Consider the following 18,523-nt stretch of genomic DNA (forward strand, 5'->3'; position numbering starts at 1 on the left):
CAATTAAAACGCACAACAATTTTCTACTATTTAGCGCAAGTTGCAAACCAATAAAACATTACAAAAAATGCAACAACAAATACCCCTTATAAATAGGTACTTTTAAGAAAACACTATTGTTTTTTACAAAAAACAACAACAAAGAAACAATGCAAATTGGCTCTTCTTACTTTTTCTTATAAAAAGCTTTATACAAAATAAGAACCCATAACGCTACTATCCCAAAATAGAGAGCCATAATGTATTGCACTGCCAACTTATTAACGACTAATGCAAAGAAAATAGTCCCTAAAGCAATATTGGCTATAAAAACATATGCTAAAACCATCCATTTAGACCATCCACTCTTAATGAAATAGATAGCAAAGTGATCCAAGCTACCCCTATAACAAGGGATCCCCTTATAGGTTCGAATAACAATCAACCCGCACAGCTCTAGCAAAGGAACGAAAAACAAAGGAAGTAATAAAAAATCTTGATACAAATCACCGCTTCCCCAATCAAATAAAAAAGGGATGAATGACAGAAATCCACCAATATACAACGCCCCTGCATCACCCAAATAAATAGAGGCTGGCGGAGCATTGTACGTAAAAAAAGCACTCAGTGTTCCAATAAAAATGGCCAGAATTGCAGCTTCGGCTAATAGGCCACTACACAAAGCGTACATTAAAAAAGTTGTTGATATACATAAAGCTTGGAGAGCAGCTAGCCCATCCATAACATCAATAAGATTAAAGGCGTTGATAATGGTAAGCACCCATAATAAATAACCCAAAAAATACCATCCAGAAAACAAGAAGTTTTTATAATGAAAAAGCGTCGCAAAACAAAGCAACGCTGCAACGAACTGGCCTAAAAATTTTTGTTGTGGGTTCAATACTATGCAATCATCAACAAATCCCACTAAAAACAACGCGGTTAGCCCTGCAAATAAATACACAAAAAAGGGATGAAAAACGAACAAAAAAAAAGGGATTATGAATCCAAAATATATTGCACACCCTCCCCAATGTGGTATTGGAGAGGTATGTATTTTTATTTTACCATCTGGTGTATCAATACAACCTAATAAGGTTGCCAACCACCTGCAGATAGGAATCAACAGAAAGGTACAAAGAAATGCGATTAAAAAACCTTCGATTACTACATGTAACTCTGCCACACCTGTCCTTTTTTAAATACAGTGCATGCAATTAAATACTATATATCTGGCTGCTCAATAAAACATTCAACTCTATCGTTTTCCTGCCAGTCGCTATAATTTTCTACTAAAAAAGCACATTCAAAACCTGTATGTACTTCCTTAACAACTTTTTTATCGCGCTGTAATGTTTTAATAACGCCCCCACCAATTTTTTGCTTCCCGCGCCAAACAACTACAGAACCTTTGCGAGAGAATGTTCCATCAGTGACATAGCATCCCGCGATAACACCTTGGCCTTTGATATCAAATACGCGACGCACAACAGCCTCACCTGTTTTCACAAGCTTCATTGCTATTTTTTTCTTACTCATAGCAAGGGCTTCGAGGTTTTCAAGCAGTTTATAAATAATATCAAAAAGTCGAATCTCAACGCCTTCTTGTTGCGCGAGCGATAATGCATTTGGCTCTGCTTTTATATGCAATCCAAATAAAATAGAGCGAGTAGAAGCTGCAAGAGAAATATCCCCTTCTCCAATATCACCTACTAAAGCCCGTATGATATTGAACTGGCTTTTTATTTTTTTACCAATCTTTGCTATAGATTCCAACAAAGCTTCTTTCGATGAATTGGTATCAACTTTTATAACAAGATTAATTACTTCATCACCCGTTACAAGCGATTGAGAAAAAGAAGACACTTGTTTAGTAGGGTTAGCTTTAGCTTCACGATAATCAGCTTCAGCTACTTCTTGAAAAAAGTCTCCAGCTTCAGGCAGTTCTGCAAACCCTGCAACACGCACTGGATGAGATGGACCAACAGATTTAATACGAGCCCCGTAAGAATCTACTAATGAACTTACCTTTCCTACGGTATTGCCACATGCAAAAAAGTCTCCGACTTGCAAGTTTCCATGTTGCAATAAAATTGTTGCAACAGAACCGCGCCCTTTTTCCAAACAAGCCTCTAAAACATACCCTTTTGCAGACCCAGTAACATCTGCTTTCAATTCCATCAATTGCGATTGCAATATAATCATTCCCAGCAACTGTTCAATTCCAATACCATTTTTTGCAGATATTGGCACCATAATAACATCGCCACCCCAGTCTTCTGAAATGAGATCATATTGCGCTAAACTTCTCTTAATAACATCAACACGCGCCTGATCAACTCTGTCAATTTTATTTATCGCAACAATAATAGGCACTTCCATTTTCTTGGCTTGCTTTATAGCCTCTATCGTCTGAGGCATAACACCATCATCAGCCGCCACGACCAAAATGGCTATGTCTGCAACCTTAACTCCACGCATTCTCATACGAGAAAACGCTTCATGCCCTGGAGTATCTATAAAAACAATGTCGCCCTGTAGAGTTTTTGCTTGATATGCGCCCAAATGCTGCGTTATTCCACCTTTTTCTCTGGAGGCAACACGGGTTTTTCTAATAAAATCCAACAAGGTTGTTTTACCATGATCTACGTGCCCCATAACAACCACAACGGGAAGCCTTGTTTCAGACTCTCCCTCAGATGATTGAATGACACCTTTATCGATCACTTCTTGCGTAGACGTCGCTGTGCTAACCGGAATGTCATAATGAGTAACAAGTCGCGCAACAACATCCTTTTCAATCACTTTATTTTTTGCTGCTACAACACCCCACTTAAGCAGTGTCATAATCACATCTACCACCGATTTTTCAGCAGCGGTAGCAAATGCATCAACGGTCATCGGCATTACAACAAATGGAGCTTTTTCAATTTTTTTTGGTTCAATTACCACTCGTGCTGTTTTAGCTGTTTGCATAACTTTTGGAGTTGTAATAGGTTTTTTTGTCTCTTGTACTGTTTTATGTACAACAACATCATCAACTTTTTCAACTATACCTTTGTTAGTTTTAAAAATTTTATTGAGATAATTCATTTCTTTCTCTGCCAATACTGACATATGGCTTCCAATATTAAAGTTACCTTTAGAAAGAGCGTCTAGCACTTCTTTCGTCGTAAGATTATTTTGCTTTGCAAACTCATAAACACGCATTGACATTTATTTTATACACCAATCAAAAAATGCATTTAAATATTTTACTACTAACAACCTTTGATACAAATAACTAATCTAGATCATCATTATCATTTACATCGTCAATTGAATCTAAATCAAAACTAACCAATGAAGGATTATCACTTTTGATAAGAACAATATTCATACCAACCAATCGAGATGCAAGTGAAATGTTTTGTCCCATTTTACCGATAGCTAACGAACGCTGATCATCATCAAGCCAAACATGTGCTTCGTTGTTATCCATAACTTTAACTTTATTTACTTGAGCAGGCTTTAATGCGTTTTTAATAAGAGTTTCTATATTATCGCTCCATGCGATAACATCTATTTTTTCTCCACCCAACTCTTTTAAGATAGGCTTGATACGCACACCACCAACACCTACGCAAGTACCAACAGGATCAATGTTAGAGTCGTTTGAAAGGACAACAATTTTTGATTTATATCCAGGAGCGCGAACGATGTTTTTAATTTCAACAAGCTTTTCAAATACTTCTGGAATCTCGAGTTCAAATAATTTCTGCAAAAACGAATCCGAAACCCTATCTAAAATCAGCTGACTTTCGTTTTTCGGCTCAGGCAAAACATCTTTAAGCAGCGCTCGAATTGTATGTCCAACCACACAGCGATCTGTTGAAATAGACAAAGATTTAGGTAAAAAAGCATTAGTATCTTGTAATATAACAACTGTGCCAAAACGTTCACACTTATGAACGACACCATACACAATGGTGCCTTCTTTATCTTTAAACTCATTATAAACAGCACTGGACTCAATCTGCCTAATCTTACCCGCGATAACTTGCTTAGCGCGCAACACATCAACTCTACCGATGCTGCCTTCAAACGGAACCCAAACAACATCTCCTGTTGCCAGATCTTTGTTAAAAGCCCGCGCCTTTCGTATGCTAATTTCAGCTTCGTCATCGCCAGACGCTGCAACAACAACTTTTTGAATCAAAACAACTACATCATCAGTTTTAGGGTCGTGTTCTACTTTAAAAGTAAGATCCGGATACTTTTTGCTATAAGCAGCAAGCATGCCTTCACAAATAATGGCACTCAATATATCGCGGCTAAGGCCTCGTTCCTCAATGAGTTGATCGATAACTAAAGAAAGTTTCACGGTTCCCTTTTATGGTATAAACATTGATAATCATTAATTTTAACAAAAAACACACAAAAGGCAAAAAAGCTCTCTGTGGGATTGGTTGAGTGATATGGGTGAGCTTGGCAATCTTATTATTATATTTATATATATTTATTATTTCTTTAATAATAGGTCAAGGGGGTAGGTGGTGGATAACTTTGTTGATAGGTGCTCAATCTTTATATTTTATGCGGGGTTTCAGATTCTTGGGGGGTGGTGGATAAGTGGTGGATAACTTTGTTGATAAGTGAGAGTGTGTAGTGTTTATGGGGTGTTTGGGGTTGTTTGTTGATCGATAACTAATGTTTATGGGGTGTTTCGTGGGATTTGAAAAGTGAATGGAAAAAGTTATCCACCACTTATCCACCACTTATCCACCACTTATCCACCACCACAGGGTGAAAACTTTGTATTTTTTTAGAAGAGTGTGCTTTTCAGTTGTTGCTTTGAGGTGCATTTAGCCAATCGTAAATCTGATATAAACCGACCGGTTTTTTTATATTTTGCAAAATGTAAGCGGTATAGCGGCTGAAAAGAAGGAGGTGTTTGGGTTGCTTGACCAAACAAAGCACGGTTCTACGAAATGGATAGAATGGATAGAGCTGTTGCGAAATGCATTTCGCAACAGCTCCAGTGGTTACTATTTGATCATGTGTCCCTTATTTTCTGTGTTTTTTGTACATACATTCTCTTGTTGCTTTTTATTAAGTATTAAGAAAATCACGTGTATAGCCAAAATTATTTAGTTTTTTAGGGATAAGAAATATTGCAAGAAGTTTGACCATTGATTTGTTTGGGCAAATTTCGTATTTGGGTATGAAAAGTGCATTCTTTTTTCAGGAAAATATATAGAGATACCTTTAGCAAGTCGTAAGTTTTTCCCGGCTACATTAGCAAATGCAACTTGATTTACTAAATTACAGCCTTGTTGCAATTCGGTACGCAGAGAATTTAGTAAATCAGGAGTTTGTGTGTTGAGTGTTACGTATTTCAGGTTGGCTATAAGATTGGTATATAGGTGATGTAAGTCTAGGTAACTGGGTTCGTCAAAATGGGTGCATGCGCGTTTATTACGACTTGCGTTAATTGCGTTCTTCATGGAATCATTTTTGTCTTTTTGTAGACAAGAAATTAATAAAGCAGCAACTGTGTTAATGTTGCTTTCTAACGCTTGTACCTGATTGAGATTGATTGCTGATTGTGTATAGTCATTAGTGATCGTGTTATAGGTGTTTTGATATGCCATGACGATGTTGCGCGCAAATTGTTCTGGGGTGAGTGTGCTTCTGTCAAATGGAGCAAGAACTTCTTGATAATTCCAACCTGTTCCGAGTTCAACTTCTTGTGAACCAATGAGAATATCTCCATATGCTCTTGCTAGGTTTGCAATTTCTATTCCTGCCATCAAGCATGTATCAAATCCGATGATATCAAATTTGCCATTAAGGTAATTAGCGGTGACTGTTTTAAGGGCTCTCTCTAATTTTTGATTACTGAGATAATTTCCCGTTGTGTCGTCCCAGCAAACACCGCGTTCAATAAAGTTTTGTTGTTCAATAAAATCCATAAATCCAATGTCACGGTTAAGTTCGAGCTTGTCTAATGTAGGATTAAAAGAAAATAGTTTTGTTGGATTGATGATGCGACCATTTACTGGATCAAGTGGACCTGTTCCATGATTCCAGATGATAAGAGCATAGTGATTTGCAGGATATTCATTTATTGCCCATTCACAACAAGAAATTAATGTATTTGGATCGCCGCTATCTTTACCGGGTAAATTGGCATCATCAGGATTAACGAGATAAATTTTGTTTTTAACAATGTAATATCTTCGTGATATTTTTTTATTCTCAGCAATGGTGGTATGCAGTTCTACAATGATATTTATATGTTCATTGGATCCTACTTCGGCCATTTGTTTAATATTTCGTGCTGCAAAACTTTTTAAATCATTATCGCCCGCCACATAGACGACAAAGGTCCAATCTTTTACTTGTCCTGCATATACACTATTGGTGACAGCATAGAGTAATAAATACCAGGGAAGCAAGGCATAGGTTCTAAATATATAATGAGAGAAGTTCTTTTTTATATACATGACAATCGTTCCTTTTTTCTAGAATTTCATTGTCATTGTAATATACGTAACCGATTTAATGGCTTGCAATAGTTTGCAGAGGTTTTTTCAGGAGTTCTGTTTTGATGAGTGAAAAATATGCGAGTGCAAATGTTAATCCAAAACTAAGTTGAAAATCGAGAAAGAGGAGCTGTATAGGGTTATATAATAAGATACACAAGCAGATAAACGCTAACAGATGAAGAAAGTTATTTTGTAATCGCAACAAACTGTTTATCTTATATAAAATAACTGTTGCAAGAGCCCTATAAAATGGAATGCTAGACCAACTAAGCAAACAATAGATGCAGTTGACGATAATGAGAGTCAGATATTTATAGTTGCAAGATATGGGAATTGTGTTTAAAAGCAACAGCCATAGATATACCAAAATCACTAAATGCAACCCCGATCGTGCGAGATAATGCATGATTCCCCAGATAGAGAATGCTGCTTTGATTGATGTGGAATGTTGCTTTTTATCAGTGTTGCTTTTTCCTAAAAAGATTGCACTGAACATGGTAAAGCAATGTGGAGAAAATTTCTGTCTTAACGAGTTATACAGCGATTCTTTTTTTTGATGTATTAAACATTGCCATGACTGGCGATCTGTATTTTTCAGGGTGTATTGTAATTTTGGTATGAATAATGTAGTTCCAATGCCCTCTTTGATCAGATATTGAGAGAAAGAAGAGTTTGGTGCGTTTTTGATATAAATGTCATGCACTTCAATAGTGTCACTAACGCATATATCTTCTTTATTGTTTGTATAAATTTGGATTTTCTCTTGGTGAGAGGTCCATTTGTTGACTGAATCATTTTGTTGCTTTGTTGCAATGTTTTTGATGGTGATAACCATCTGTCTGTTAACGTATTGGATATCAGAGACAGTTCCGGTAATATCTATTTTTCGCTGATTGATCTGCGTATGAAATCGTTGAAACTGATTGATTTGTCGTTGCAATAAGAATCCGCCGCAACTGTAAATGCCAATACACAGAATTATTGCGGGAATTATTTTTTTGAAACTCCATGAAGAATCTGCGTAAGAGATGAATGCAGAAATAGTTACGCACAAGATGAGCGGTAGCATGATGTAATGATTTTGTGTGTATTGTGCTGCAATGCCCACTATGTATATACCCGTAAGAAAAACAAGTGGAGGGGTTTTGTAAATAAGATTTGGTGGTACTAGCATAAGTATTTAAGCGTGCATTTTATATATGATAAGCTCTCAGGATTGTTTCCGCTTGTGTGGATAAATTTCTATACCCTAGTACCGCCTCTAAATAGCTAACGATCTCCGTACTGTCAGAAGCACGAGCGAATTCTAAGGCCGCTTGATTATCATTATTTTTAATGTACATGTCTGCTTCTGCTGTTATTAATATTTTTACAATATCCAATGCATCATAATTAATTGCATGCATTAAAGCGGTATTGCCGGTGCCATCTTGAGAGTTTAAGTCTACTTTTTGTTTTATTAAAAATTCTATAACGTCAAGCTTATGGTGTTCAACTGCATGCATTAAAGGAGTCCAGCCACTTGCATGCTTATCAGGGATGGGCGTGTTGTTAAACATTTTTTTGATTTCTTCAAGAGCGTTAGGATGTTCAATTGCCTCAAATATATTATTTGGCGCAGTTAGAGTTTCAATCGTTTGTGTGACAGTATCCTGCTCTTGATCTGTCAGAACTCTGAAGTTATCAGTTGGATTAAAGATGTATCTATTAATAGTATCTTGAACTGTACGTATATAGGAATCAGTTTTAAATATTTTTTTTGAGATTTTTTTAATCAGATGTTTGTAATTTTTCAATTGATTTGGATTAAGCGTTGTAAATCGAAACATTTTTGCTCCCCTATCAGGATTTAACAACGGCCCGTTGTTTGAGAAAAAAAGTCGTAGCTGTATCGCTTTTGAATCTTCAAGGAGCTGTGTGTTGTTTTGAATGATATCGAGAATCGGTTTGCTTTTTATATATCGTTTGCGTTCTGTGTCATATCCATCTTCAATGGGCTGGCGATCACTATTGAGTATATGTTCGCTCTGCGGCGCACCCCATGCTTGCGAAATATAGGTATGATCATCAACCTCATCTTTTGGTATAAAGATCTGTATGATGTCACCAGTTTGACAAGGGAACTGATTATGTATCTTAAAAAAATCATCTATAAAGTTTTGTTGAAACCCATACCTGGTAAAAATATTTTCTAAAGAAGTGCGAATGAAATTTGCGATACTTTGGTTATATAAAAAATAATGCCAGGTACATTCTCCGGCCCAATTAAAGTTACCAAATAGTACTGGATTCACGGATAAAAGTACTGCTCGAATGTCTGGACTGTTATCATTCAGGCAGCCAAGGCCTAATGTAAACGGGTTAGGAATGCCAAAACTATCTAAATAGCTATTAATATCTGGATAATCAGAACCATTTTGCCAAGAACGGAGAAATTCAAAGTCAGAGCGTAGTGGTTCATGGTGTATGAATTCATATAAGTGTCTTAAAAATTCAGCAATAATCCGATTTTCAGTTTGTTGCGCGTGGTAAAAAACAAAGTGAGTATCCTTATATCGCTCTTCGTTTTCGAGCATCTTTTTTATGATAGTTTCTTTATGTTTAGCCAGTTCTTTACGCCATCTTTCTTTTATTGATTCGCCGTAACCAGCAATACGAATGAAATTTGAAGTGGCAGCGAAGCTTCGTGGTATGGATGATCGATGTATGGCATGCACAGGTAGCCCGGCGCCCAAAACAACGAAAGTAGCTAATATTATATGATTTTTTATAGATAATTTCACTGTATCCCCCCATAGGATCTAAGTATCAAAATAATTAATTAGGCGCTATTGATGTTTTTATATTAATGTTTGACTTGCAAACTGTCAATTGATCGGACTGCATAAGAGGAATGGTCCGCGTAGGGAAAACCCCGTCTTGGAATGGTTAAAATTCGATTCCATGAGTAAAGCTTGGATGTGTGTGTTTGTGGGTAGCGGCTGTTGTGTGGATGCTACTGCAGCAAGCGCTTCATTTTATTGAGTTGGTCTCGCAGCTCTATAGCCTGTTCGAAATCAAAGCGAGCAGCGGCCTCATGCATCTTTTGTTCGATTGCAATGATCTCTTGCAAGGTAGGTAGCTGGGTTGCCGTCTCTTCTTTCTTTTTCTTTTTACCTGCCGAAGCAGCAGCAATTGCCTTTTGGATGTTAGCAATGCTTTTGGTAACCTCGCGCAGGACTGTTTTTGGAGTAATGCCATGTTCTTTGTTGAAATCTTGCTGCAAGGTACGTCGTCTGCTGGTTTCATCTATCGCAGCGCGCATCGATCCAGTAATGGAATCGGCGTAAAATATGACTTTTGATTCGGTATTACGAGCGGCTCGACCGATAGTTTGAATTAATGATCGTTTGTCGCGTAAGAAACTTTCTATATCTGCATCCATAATCGCAACCAGGGCAACTTCAGGAAGATCAAGTCCCTCTCGGAGTAGATTGACTCCAACCAAACAATCAAAGACCCCTAGGCGTAATTTTTGGAGCAATTCCGTGCGCTCAGGCGTTTTTAGATCGCTATGTAGATAGCAGACTTTAATTTTTTGTTCTTGCAGATAGCGCGCGAGTTCTTCAGCAAGCTTTTTGGTAAGTACAGTTATTAAGGTACGGAAACCTTTTTCGGTTGTTTGATTAATTTCAGAAATGAGATGATCGATTTGTCCAGGACGTGGATGGATTTCGATAATTGGGTCAACGAGTCCCGTTGGACGAATAATTTGTTCAACAATCTGGTCTGAATGAGTTAATTCATATTCTGCTGGTGTAGCCGATATAAATACCGCATCTTTAAAATACTGTTCAATTTCGTCAAATTGTAGTGGGCGGTTGTCATAGGCAGAAGGCAGTCGGAAGCCAAATTCAATTAATGCTTTTTTACGTGCTCTGTCTCCCGCGTACATGCCGCGCAGCTGAGGGAGTGCAATATGGGATTCATCGACAACGGTTAAAAAATCGTTACCAAAGAAATCAAAAAGCGTGTATGGCTTTTGCCCAGAGATGCGCCCATCAAAATGGACAGAGTAATTTTCAATTCCAGAGCAGTATCCCACTTCACGAAGCATTTCAACGTCATGAGCAACTCGTTTTTCTATGCGCTCACGGTAAATAGGATTTTTAAGTTGTGGCGCCCATTGCGCAAGCTCTTGTTCGATGCTTTGAATGGCAGCATCCATGCGATGCTTAGGGGTCACAAAATGTTTAGCAGGAAATATGACTGTGTTATCCAACTCATGCATCACTTGGTTGTTTTGTTTACTGATCCATTGAAGCGTGCTGATTTCGTTGCCAAATAGTTCGATGCGTAGCGCATCTTTTTGGTATGGCAGTAGTACAGTAATGGTATTACCCGTTACAGAGAAAGTACCTGACATTTTTTCTATATCATTACGCTTGTATTGAATGTAAATCAGTTTATGAATGAGTTCTGCGCGCGATATGGTTTGATTGACCTTTAACGATAACGCGAGGTTTTTATAGTCAGCGGGATTACCTAACGAGTAAATACAAGAAACTGATGCAATTACGATGGTGTCTTGTCTATTAACCAATGATGCGGCTGCCTCTACACGTAAGCGATCAATTTCACTATTAACTTTGGTTTCTTTGGGTATATAAATATCTTGTGCCGGCAGGTATGATTCTGGCTGATAATAATCATAATAACTGACAAAATAGCAGACTTTATTTTCAGGAAAAAAGAGAGAAAATTCCTCATAGAGCTGTGCAGCCAAGGTTTTATTAGGTGAGAGCACCAATACGGGCTTATCTTGTTGCGCGATAACATTGGCAATAGTAAAGGTTTTTCCAGAGCCGGTAACGCCCAAAAGAGTTGATTGTCCAGGTCTTCCTTCAACGAGTTGTTTGATCGCTTCTGGCTGGCTGCCTGCTGGGAGATAGGGGGAATGTAATTTAAATAAAGGTTTTTTTTCCATACCAACCATTATAGCAGTAACTGATAATAACTAAAACAGGGGCTTGAGGTATATATGGTGCTGTGTTCAATCTATAGATGTAGGTTCGGACCTAGCTAATTTATTGAGTTGCATTTGCAAGATTATTATAGCGATTGGTTGCATAAAGAAAATTAATAAGAAGCATCCGAGAGTAGTGCTTGCCTTGCCATTCAGGATATACCGTGAAAAAGCCTGTGAGTACTTATAAAAGAAATAAATATTTAAGAAGGGTATGATAATGAACCACGCAGTTGGGATGGATGCTCCCCGGCAGTTTAATTCATTTTTAGTGGTTACAAGCCAATGTAGATAAAAAATCATATATGCGATTAAGGCACCAGGAGCAAATATGATTGCGGGCATTGGATGTTCCGCTGTAGTGACGATAATAGATAATGTGCTGAAAATAAAAAGTGTTATGAGTGGTATGCTTCTTTTTTGTATCATAATAAATCCTGACTTTTGTTAAACAAGAGAAAGTATCTATTTTTATGGATCTATTGGCAAGAAGATTATGTATGCAGGTATTGGGAAAGCACAAAGGGAGCCATCAGCCCCCTCTTATTCAATTCAAATGCATTTTTATAATCTAGATAGGAATATGCAGTACCTTTTTTTGGAAAATATTAGCGCTTTGCAGCGAGCGTAAGATGAGATTTTTTGAAATCTTTTATGAGATTGTGATTGTTGAGTTGTTTCCAATAGGCGTGAGTATTATATAATGCCAATATGCCAGCATGTGCTACCCCTACCTTTTGCGCCCAGGTGGCAACTGGTGCATTGTTTACCTGCCCCCGGTATAATCTTGCGGCAGCAGCAAAAGCAAGTCCCCAGAAGGGATTTTTAAGCATTCCTGCATCCTTTAGAGATGGTTTTTGTGTAGGTAAGATTTTTCGCCAAGACGGAGCTTTTACCCTCATTCTGTTTGCAATCAGATTTGCGGTTTGTAACATAGGGTCTAGATAACGTCTTAGGTTTAGGATGTTCGCAGCTTCCACCTGTCCTCCCGCCGCTCTTTCTGAAGCAGTCAAGTAATCATTTAGACAAGATTTATGATGCTCTAGTGCGGTATGATAATCGTTGCTCGAGTATAATGAAGAAGAATCATCATTAGCGCTGCAGTTTGCTGGGATTTTTTCCTGAATTTCCAAGACTTGGCTGGCCTTCTCGAGGAGATTTAATTGATGCATACAGTCAGATCATAGATCTCTTTCAGTGCCCTCATGCCTTTCTGGTTCTGCTTGTTTATGATGTTTAATTATAGCGCTGTGTACCATTGCGTAGAGGGTGGACATTTTAGTGGAATGAGCGATTGAGTTTTTGAGTTGTTCAATTGCGTGAGTGTCAGTAGGAGTGTTTTCTATTGCAGCCGAATATAGAGCGGTGTGTACAAGGGTAGAGCATAATATGATTACGAAGGTGATTGTTTTTATATTTTTCATAAAAAGCCTCATCTGAGAGTATGGAGATTGATAGTTGTGAGTAAAATATAATCTTTTTTCCATACCGTCGAGTTTTTTGTTTTTAATGTAAAAAGTGGTAAAAAGCAAACCAGGAGGAATAGTTATTCCCCCTGATCTACACTTAAAATCTGATTTTTCTGTTTAGTCGATTAATACTTGATCTAACACTTCTTTTGCATTTTTTACGAATGTGATGGTCATGCCTTGCGTAATGCCCTTTTTCTCTGCTTTTTTGAAATCAGGTATGTTTTCTTCTGAAAGGAAGACGTGCATTATACCAGCTTGTTTTGCGCCGAGTAGTTTTTCATTGACGCCGCCGATAGCAGTTACTTGTCCGCGTAAATTAAGTTCGCCGGTCATAGCACAGCTTGCATCTACTTTTTTGTTTGTTAAAACAGATGCGATTGCGGTGAGCATGGTTATACCGGCAGATGGCCCATCTTTTGGTGTGGCTCCTGCTGGTGCGTGAATGTGAATGAAGTGTGTATCAAGCAGAGTTAGATCGATACCAAGTTCTTGAGCGTGTTCACGTGCGTAGCTTAATGCAATGTTTGCAGATTCTTGCATTACCTCTTTCATCTGTCCAGTTAGTTTTAATAATTCTGTGTCATGTGTTGTACGAGGAATTAACGCAGCTTCGATTTTAGTAATCCCGCCCCCTACTGGAGACCAATACAATCCATTAACAATACCAACCATATCTTCTTGTGATTCAAGCGGGTTCTGTATAAGAGGTTCACCCAAATGCTCGATTAACATGTCGGCAGTGATAAATATCTCTTTTTCCATTGGAGTGTTAGTAGTCAAATGGTAGGTGATAATTTTTGAAAGTAACTTGCGAATGGTACGTTTCAGTTGTCGTACTCCTGTCTCTAGCGTGTAATCTTGAATAATATTAGTTAATGCATTTTCTTCAAAAGAGAGAGTGGTGTCATTAAGACCAATATCTTTTTTAACCTGGTTTATTAAACATGTCTCTGTGATCGATTTTTTTTCTTCTAGTGTGTAGCCAGCAAGGGTGACGATTTGCATTCTATCAAGGAGAGGCCATGGCACTTGGCTGGCATCATTCATGGTCGTAATAAAGAGGACTTTTGAAAGATCATAAGGAATATCAAGATATTGATCTTTAAATTGACTATTTTGTTCAGGGTCAAGAATTTCGAGTAGCGTAGCATATACTGAGTCATTTGTTTTATCGATCTCATCAAGCACTATCACAGGATTGCTCGATCCGCATTCTTTTATGGCGTTGATGATTTCGCCTGCAGTAGCATTGACGTATACTCGAGGATTTCCCCGCAATGTGGATTGATACTGCACGCTGCCCAGTGATATTTTAATGAATTTTCTTCCTAAACTTTCGGCAATAGATCTTGCTATTGATGTTTTACCGATCCCTGGTGGGCCATACAAACCAAGTACGGGGAGAGATTTTAGATCTTTATTTATAGTAAGCGTGGCTATAAAGTCTAGGAGCTCTTCTTTTATTTCATCCATACCGTAATGAGATGTATTGAGCTTTTCTTTAATTTGCTCCATGTCTAAGTTGTCTTGCGTCCTATAGTGCCATGGTAATGAGAACACAAATTCAAGGTGTTTTTTAGTTATGGAATCTTGATCAAGCCTAGTTGCTGTCCCTGCATTATCGATCTCTTCATAGAGATTGATTTTGTATTGATCGGCTATGGGGAGCGTTTTTACTTTCATATACATCGAAGCGAGATCTTTTGATGATTGAAATTGTTGTGCTGCATAACTATCTTCTAGCAAAGGAGCACCGAAAAACTGTTTGATATGTTCTGGTGTTATAGTCGTTATTTCTTCCCCTTTCAGATATGCTTGAGCGAGTTTTGCAAAAATCGATTGTATATGCTGCTGCGCCTCTCTCATACCAGCATCTTTTGTGTATTGTTGAAAGAGTAAGGTAAGGGCTTCATCTTGGAACGTGATGTTATGATCTTGCCAGCCCATAAGTGCTATTTGTTTCGGGATAAGAACGGTTTGAGCGATAATTATTTTCTCTTTAATGGTGTAGCCATTTAAATCGATAACTTTCATGCGGTTAAGCAAGGGCGCAGGAATTTTACTTTTGTTATTTGCGGTAGCAATGAAAAGCACTTTTGAAAAATCGTAAGGAATGCCAAGGTAATTGTCACTAAATTGCGAGTTTTGTTCAGGATCAAATAGTTCTAATAGTGCCGCTGAAGGATCGCCGCCATATCCGCTCATTGTGTTTATCTTATCAATTTCGTCGATAATTATTACGGGATTGCATGTGCCAGCTTGTTGAATTGCAGTAATCGGTCGTCCTGGTCGTGCACTGATAAAAGAGCGACGGAATCCTCGTATTTCACATTCATCGTGTATTCCACCAACAGATATGCGGGCCGACTTTCTTCCTAAGCTGCGTGCTATTGATTCTGCGATCGATGTCTTTCCGGTTCCAGGAGGACCCACAAGGCATAGTATTTGAGGAGTAGCATCCTTGGCAAATGCGCGCAGGGCAATGTATTCAAGTATTTCGTTTTTAGCATCAGTGAGGCCAAAATGTTTTTCATTGAGAGCTTTTTCTACAATAACGGGATCTATATTTTCTTTTGTATAGCGATTCCATGGTAATGAAAAAACTATATCAAGGTACGCTTTATTGCTGCCAAAAGGATCCGCGCTCATTACTTCTTTATACAATGTATTTTTGCTGCTTTGTGAGATAGGCAGGTTCATGATAGCCTGCATAACTTCTGTACGGGTGGAAGGTGCGAAGTTATCAGAGGTAGATTCTTGTAAAGATTCAATGGCGATATTGTTAATATGAGCATATATCAGAATTATGTTTCTTATTTCTTGATTAGGGGCGCACGTTAAAGCATTTTGCCCTTGGAAATTGGTATGGGCTATATCAGCATTGTGCAGTAGGAGTAGCCGTACAATTTCTTTATGCCCCTTTGTAATGGCATCAAGAAGAGCGTTATTTCCCATGTGACTATCGATAACGGTATGATCTGCACCAGCTTTTAAAAGCCATTCTGCAATGTCAGCATGTCCTGTGCGACAGGCGCATTTGAGCGAGGTTTCATTGATCATGTTGATCGCGTTAATATCGGTGTAAGAGTTCGAAAGCAACGCTTTTACTATGTTTTTATATCCGTAATAAGAGGCAAACATTAACGGAGTGCTTTGATTGCTATCTCTGACATTGGGGTTGGTGCCTTGGGCAAGCAATGTTTTTACGGTAAGCTGCGCAAGGGAGGTATCGCGGCCATAGTAGACGGTATTAAATAGTAATTTTTCTTTGATGGTGTCAGTAAAGCTTTCGCAATGGGTAGGCAGAGGCGCAAAAACTGCGGCAAAACCGAGAATATAGATATAATTACGGGACATTTTATGTACTCCTCGGATATGTTTATCCAATAAAATGTTTCATATTGTATTTTTGAAAAAAAGCTAGAATCAGTATTTTGTATCACTATTATACTACGTTGTTTGATTTTTTTTGCAATCGCCTATAGTCCAATGGAATATGGGCGATTTGGAAGGGGTATTTGCTTATAAAACGATAGAATGCTATTTCTTATTAGAAATTACTTGCAATAAAAATAATTATATTGTTAGAGTAAGTATCAATGTAAAAATAAATAGGGTAGTAAAGTAGTATTTTTTAAGGGGGGAGCAATGTTAAAGGGTATTAAAGTAGTAAGCAATTATTCGATAGCGGTTTTGCGCGTGTTTTTTATTTTTTTAATGTCGTTGTTTTTTCCGTGGTTATTTCTGTATCACGTGCAGCTTAATGTTATTGACAATAAACCAACAATGTATTCCGTGTGTAACGAGAATAATAATTCTCCTACGGGTTTAGAAAAAGAGAAGATGATTCTTGTATAAGTGGAGTGCGAGCTATGAAGCGTATACTATTGTTAATATTGTCATGTTTGCCTTGTTGCGCGAACGTTTTTCAATTGGGCGTTGAAAATATTTCTCCTGCATTTGTTGCATGGCTTGCGGGTCAACGTGTTGGTCTTGCAACTAATCAGACCGGCGTTAATCAATTGGGCAAAAGGACGATTGACATACTGAAGGCAAAAGGAATTAATCTGTGTGCAATTTTTACACCTGAACATGGAATAACGGGAACAGTCGGTGCTGAGCTAAAGGTAAAAGACTCAGTGGATGGCAGCACAGGTGTTTCGATTTTTAGTTTATATGCGGGAGATACGGGTAAAAAAATAACACAACAAACGTTGGATCCAGTAGATGTAATTATTTTCGACATGCAAGATTCTGGTATGCGCCATTATACGTATATCTCCACATTATTCCACTTAATGAAAGCAGCTGCTCATTTTAAAAAGCGGGTGGTAGTGCTTGATCGCCCTAACCCATTGGGATGCAATATGGAAGGTCCATTAGTAGATGATGGACTAATTTCATTTATATCCATTGCATCGATTCCTGTTCGACATGCTATGACAATCGGTGAGCTTGCTTTATATTTTAATAAAATGTTATTGCATGATGCAGTTGAATTGCATGTGATAAAAATGAGCGGGTATGAACGCAGCAAGGGTATTCAAGGGAAGTTGCTTGTTGGACTTTCTCCGAACATACAAAGTGCAAATTCTTGTTATGGATATAGTTTTTTAGGATTATTAGGTGATATTGATCCATTCCATATTGGGGTTGGAACAGATAAAGCTTTTCAATGCATTATGCTTTCTGAAAAAATGAAAATAGATCAAACGGTTTGGCAGCAGCTACAAAAATTATTAGGTGAAATGCACATTAATGGGTCTCCATACCGATACTACAATGAAAAAAAGAAAGATTGGTTTCAAGGATTATCGCTCCACTTTTCGGACATCAATAAAGTACATTCGTTTACGCTTTTTATGAAAATTTTGGTGCTTTTTAAAAAAGCAGGAGTTACATGTTCTTTTGGGGTTAATTTTGATAAAGCTGTCGGGACATTAGCGGTGCGTGAATTTTTGGCGGGTACTTTATCTGCTGCAGCATTTACTAAAAAAATAAATGATGGTCTTGATAGTTTTTATAAGCAGGCACAGCTTGCTTTCTTATATCAACCAAATCCAACGCTTATCCATGTGCCAATTCTGAATTAGTCTGAGTTTCGCCTAAAGACATTTGAATGGCCGCGTCCACATGAGACTCGACCATTCAAATATTTTCTTTTAGAGCTTTATATTAAGTTATAAAAGTGGTTTGTTGACTTGTTTGCATTGATTAATAAGGTAAACAGGTGAATTCTGCTGATGGTCGTTGGGTGTCAAGCATTGTTTTTTAAGAAGGGATTCTTTCAGAAAGAAATAAGATTCGATATTCGCAACGAAAAAATTGAAGAATAATTTTTCAGAAAAAAAGTTAAAAAATCTATTTGATAATGGGCGCTTAAAGCGTTACATTTATAAGATATCTATAAGTGGAGGTTTTCCATTTGTCCGATTTTTTTTGTTTAAAAAATGAATGAGATGTGTTGTTGCGCAGGTGAGGTGTCTGTATGATGTGCGGAGTAAAGAGTAACTTTTTTTAATTAAGAAGGGTTTGGC

At 37.7% G+C, this 18,523-nt stretch carries 13 protein-coding genes; 2 read left to right on the top strand and 11 right to left on the bottom strand.

Annotation, left to right across the window (positions count from 1 at the left end):
• Positions 1 to 166: 166 nt before the first annotated feature.
• The 11 genes from VGT41_04465 to VGT41_04515 form a co-directional block, all read right to left on the bottom strand.
• Positions 167 to 1,165 (bottom strand): MraY family glycosyltransferase, encoded by a 999-nt coding sequence (locus VGT41_04465; protein ID HEV2601528.1) that lies wholly within the window; start codon positions 1,163 to 1,165, stop codon positions 167 to 169.
• A 38-nt stretch (positions 1,166 to 1,203) separates the two neighbouring features.
• Complete coding sequence (gene infB / locus VGT41_04470; GenBank protein ID HEV2601529.1) at positions 1,204 to 3,195, bottom strand: translation initiation factor IF-2; 1,992 nt, start codon at positions 3,193 to 3,195, stop codon at positions 1,204 to 1,206.
• A 67-nt stretch (positions 3,196 to 3,262) separates the two neighbouring features.
• On the bottom strand, positions 3,263 to 4,342 hold the full coding sequence (nusA, locus tag VGT41_04475) for a transcription termination factor NusA (protein HEV2601530.1): 1,080 nt from the start codon (positions 4,340 to 4,342) through the stop codon (positions 3,263 to 3,265).
• A 766-nt stretch (positions 4,343 to 5,108) separates the two neighbouring features.
• Complete coding sequence (locus VGT41_04480) at positions 5,109 to 6,467, bottom strand: clostripain-related cysteine peptidase (protein HEV2601531.1); 1,359 nt, start codon at positions 6,465 to 6,467, stop codon at positions 5,109 to 5,111.
• 55 nt (positions 6,468 to 6,522) lie between these two features.
• Complete coding sequence (locus tag VGT41_04485; protein ID HEV2601532.1) at positions 6,523 to 7,617, bottom strand: ComEC/Rec2 family competence protein; 1,095 nt, start codon at positions 7,615 to 7,617, stop codon at positions 6,523 to 6,525.
• A gap of 85 nt (positions 7,618 to 7,702) precedes the next feature.
• Positions 7,703 to 9,292, bottom strand: a complete 1,590-nt coding sequence (locus tag VGT41_04490) for an ankyrin repeat domain-containing protein (GenBank protein ID HEV2601533.1) — start codon at positions 9,290 to 9,292, stop codon at positions 7,703 to 7,705.
• A gap of 212 nt (positions 9,293 to 9,504) precedes the next feature.
• On the bottom strand, positions 9,505 to 11,475 hold the full coding sequence (uvrB, locus tag VGT41_04495; protein ID HEV2601534.1) for an excinuclease ABC subunit UvrB: 1,971 nt from the start codon (positions 11,473 to 11,475) through the stop codon (positions 9,505 to 9,507).
• Positions 11,476 to 11,541: 66 nt separating this feature from the next.
• A complete protein-coding gene (locus VGT41_04500; protein HEV2601535.1) occupies positions 11,542 to 11,943 on the bottom strand; it encodes a hypothetical protein in 402 nt (133 codons plus the stop codon).
• Positions 11,944 to 12,122: 179 nt separating this feature from the next.
• The gene (locus tag VGT41_04505; GenBank protein HEV2601536.1) at positions 12,123 to 12,647 is read right to left on the bottom strand and encodes a hypothetical protein; all 525 of its coding nucleotides are present in this window, start codon (positions 12,645 to 12,647) and stop codon (positions 12,123 to 12,125) included.
• Between the two features lie 48 nt (positions 12,648 to 12,695).
• Positions 12,696 to 12,938 carry a hypothetical protein gene (locus tag VGT41_04510; GenBank protein HEV2601537.1) on the bottom strand — a complete coding sequence of 81 codons (243 nt, stop codon included), beginning with the start codon at positions 12,936 to 12,938 and terminating at the stop codon, positions 12,696 to 12,698.
• Positions 12,939 to 13,100: 162 nt separating this feature from the next.
• A complete protein-coding gene (locus tag VGT41_04515) occupies positions 13,101 to 16,343 on the bottom strand; it encodes a S16 family serine protease (protein ID HEV2601538.1) in 3,243 nt (1,080 codons plus the stop codon).
• A 291-nt stretch (positions 16,344 to 16,634) separates the two neighbouring features.
• Between VGT41_04515 and VGT41_04520 the strand changes: the two genes are divergently transcribed.
• On the top strand, positions 16,635 to 16,844 hold the full coding sequence (locus VGT41_04520; protein HEV2601539.1) for a hypothetical protein: 210 nt from the start codon (positions 16,635 to 16,637) through the stop codon (positions 16,842 to 16,844).
• Positions 16,845 to 16,858: 14 nt separating this feature from the next.
• The gene (locus VGT41_04525) at positions 16,859 to 18,079 is read left to right on the top strand and encodes a DUF1343 domain-containing protein (protein ID HEV2601540.1); all 1,221 of its coding nucleotides are present in this window, start codon (positions 16,859 to 16,861) and stop codon (positions 18,077 to 18,079) included.
• Positions 18,080 to 18,523 lie beyond the last annotated feature (444 nt).

The organism is Candidatus Babeliales bacterium (genome assembly GCA_035944115.1).
Taxonomy (GTDB): domain Bacteria; phylum Babelota; class Babeliae; order Babelales; family Vermiphilaceae; genus DASZBJ01.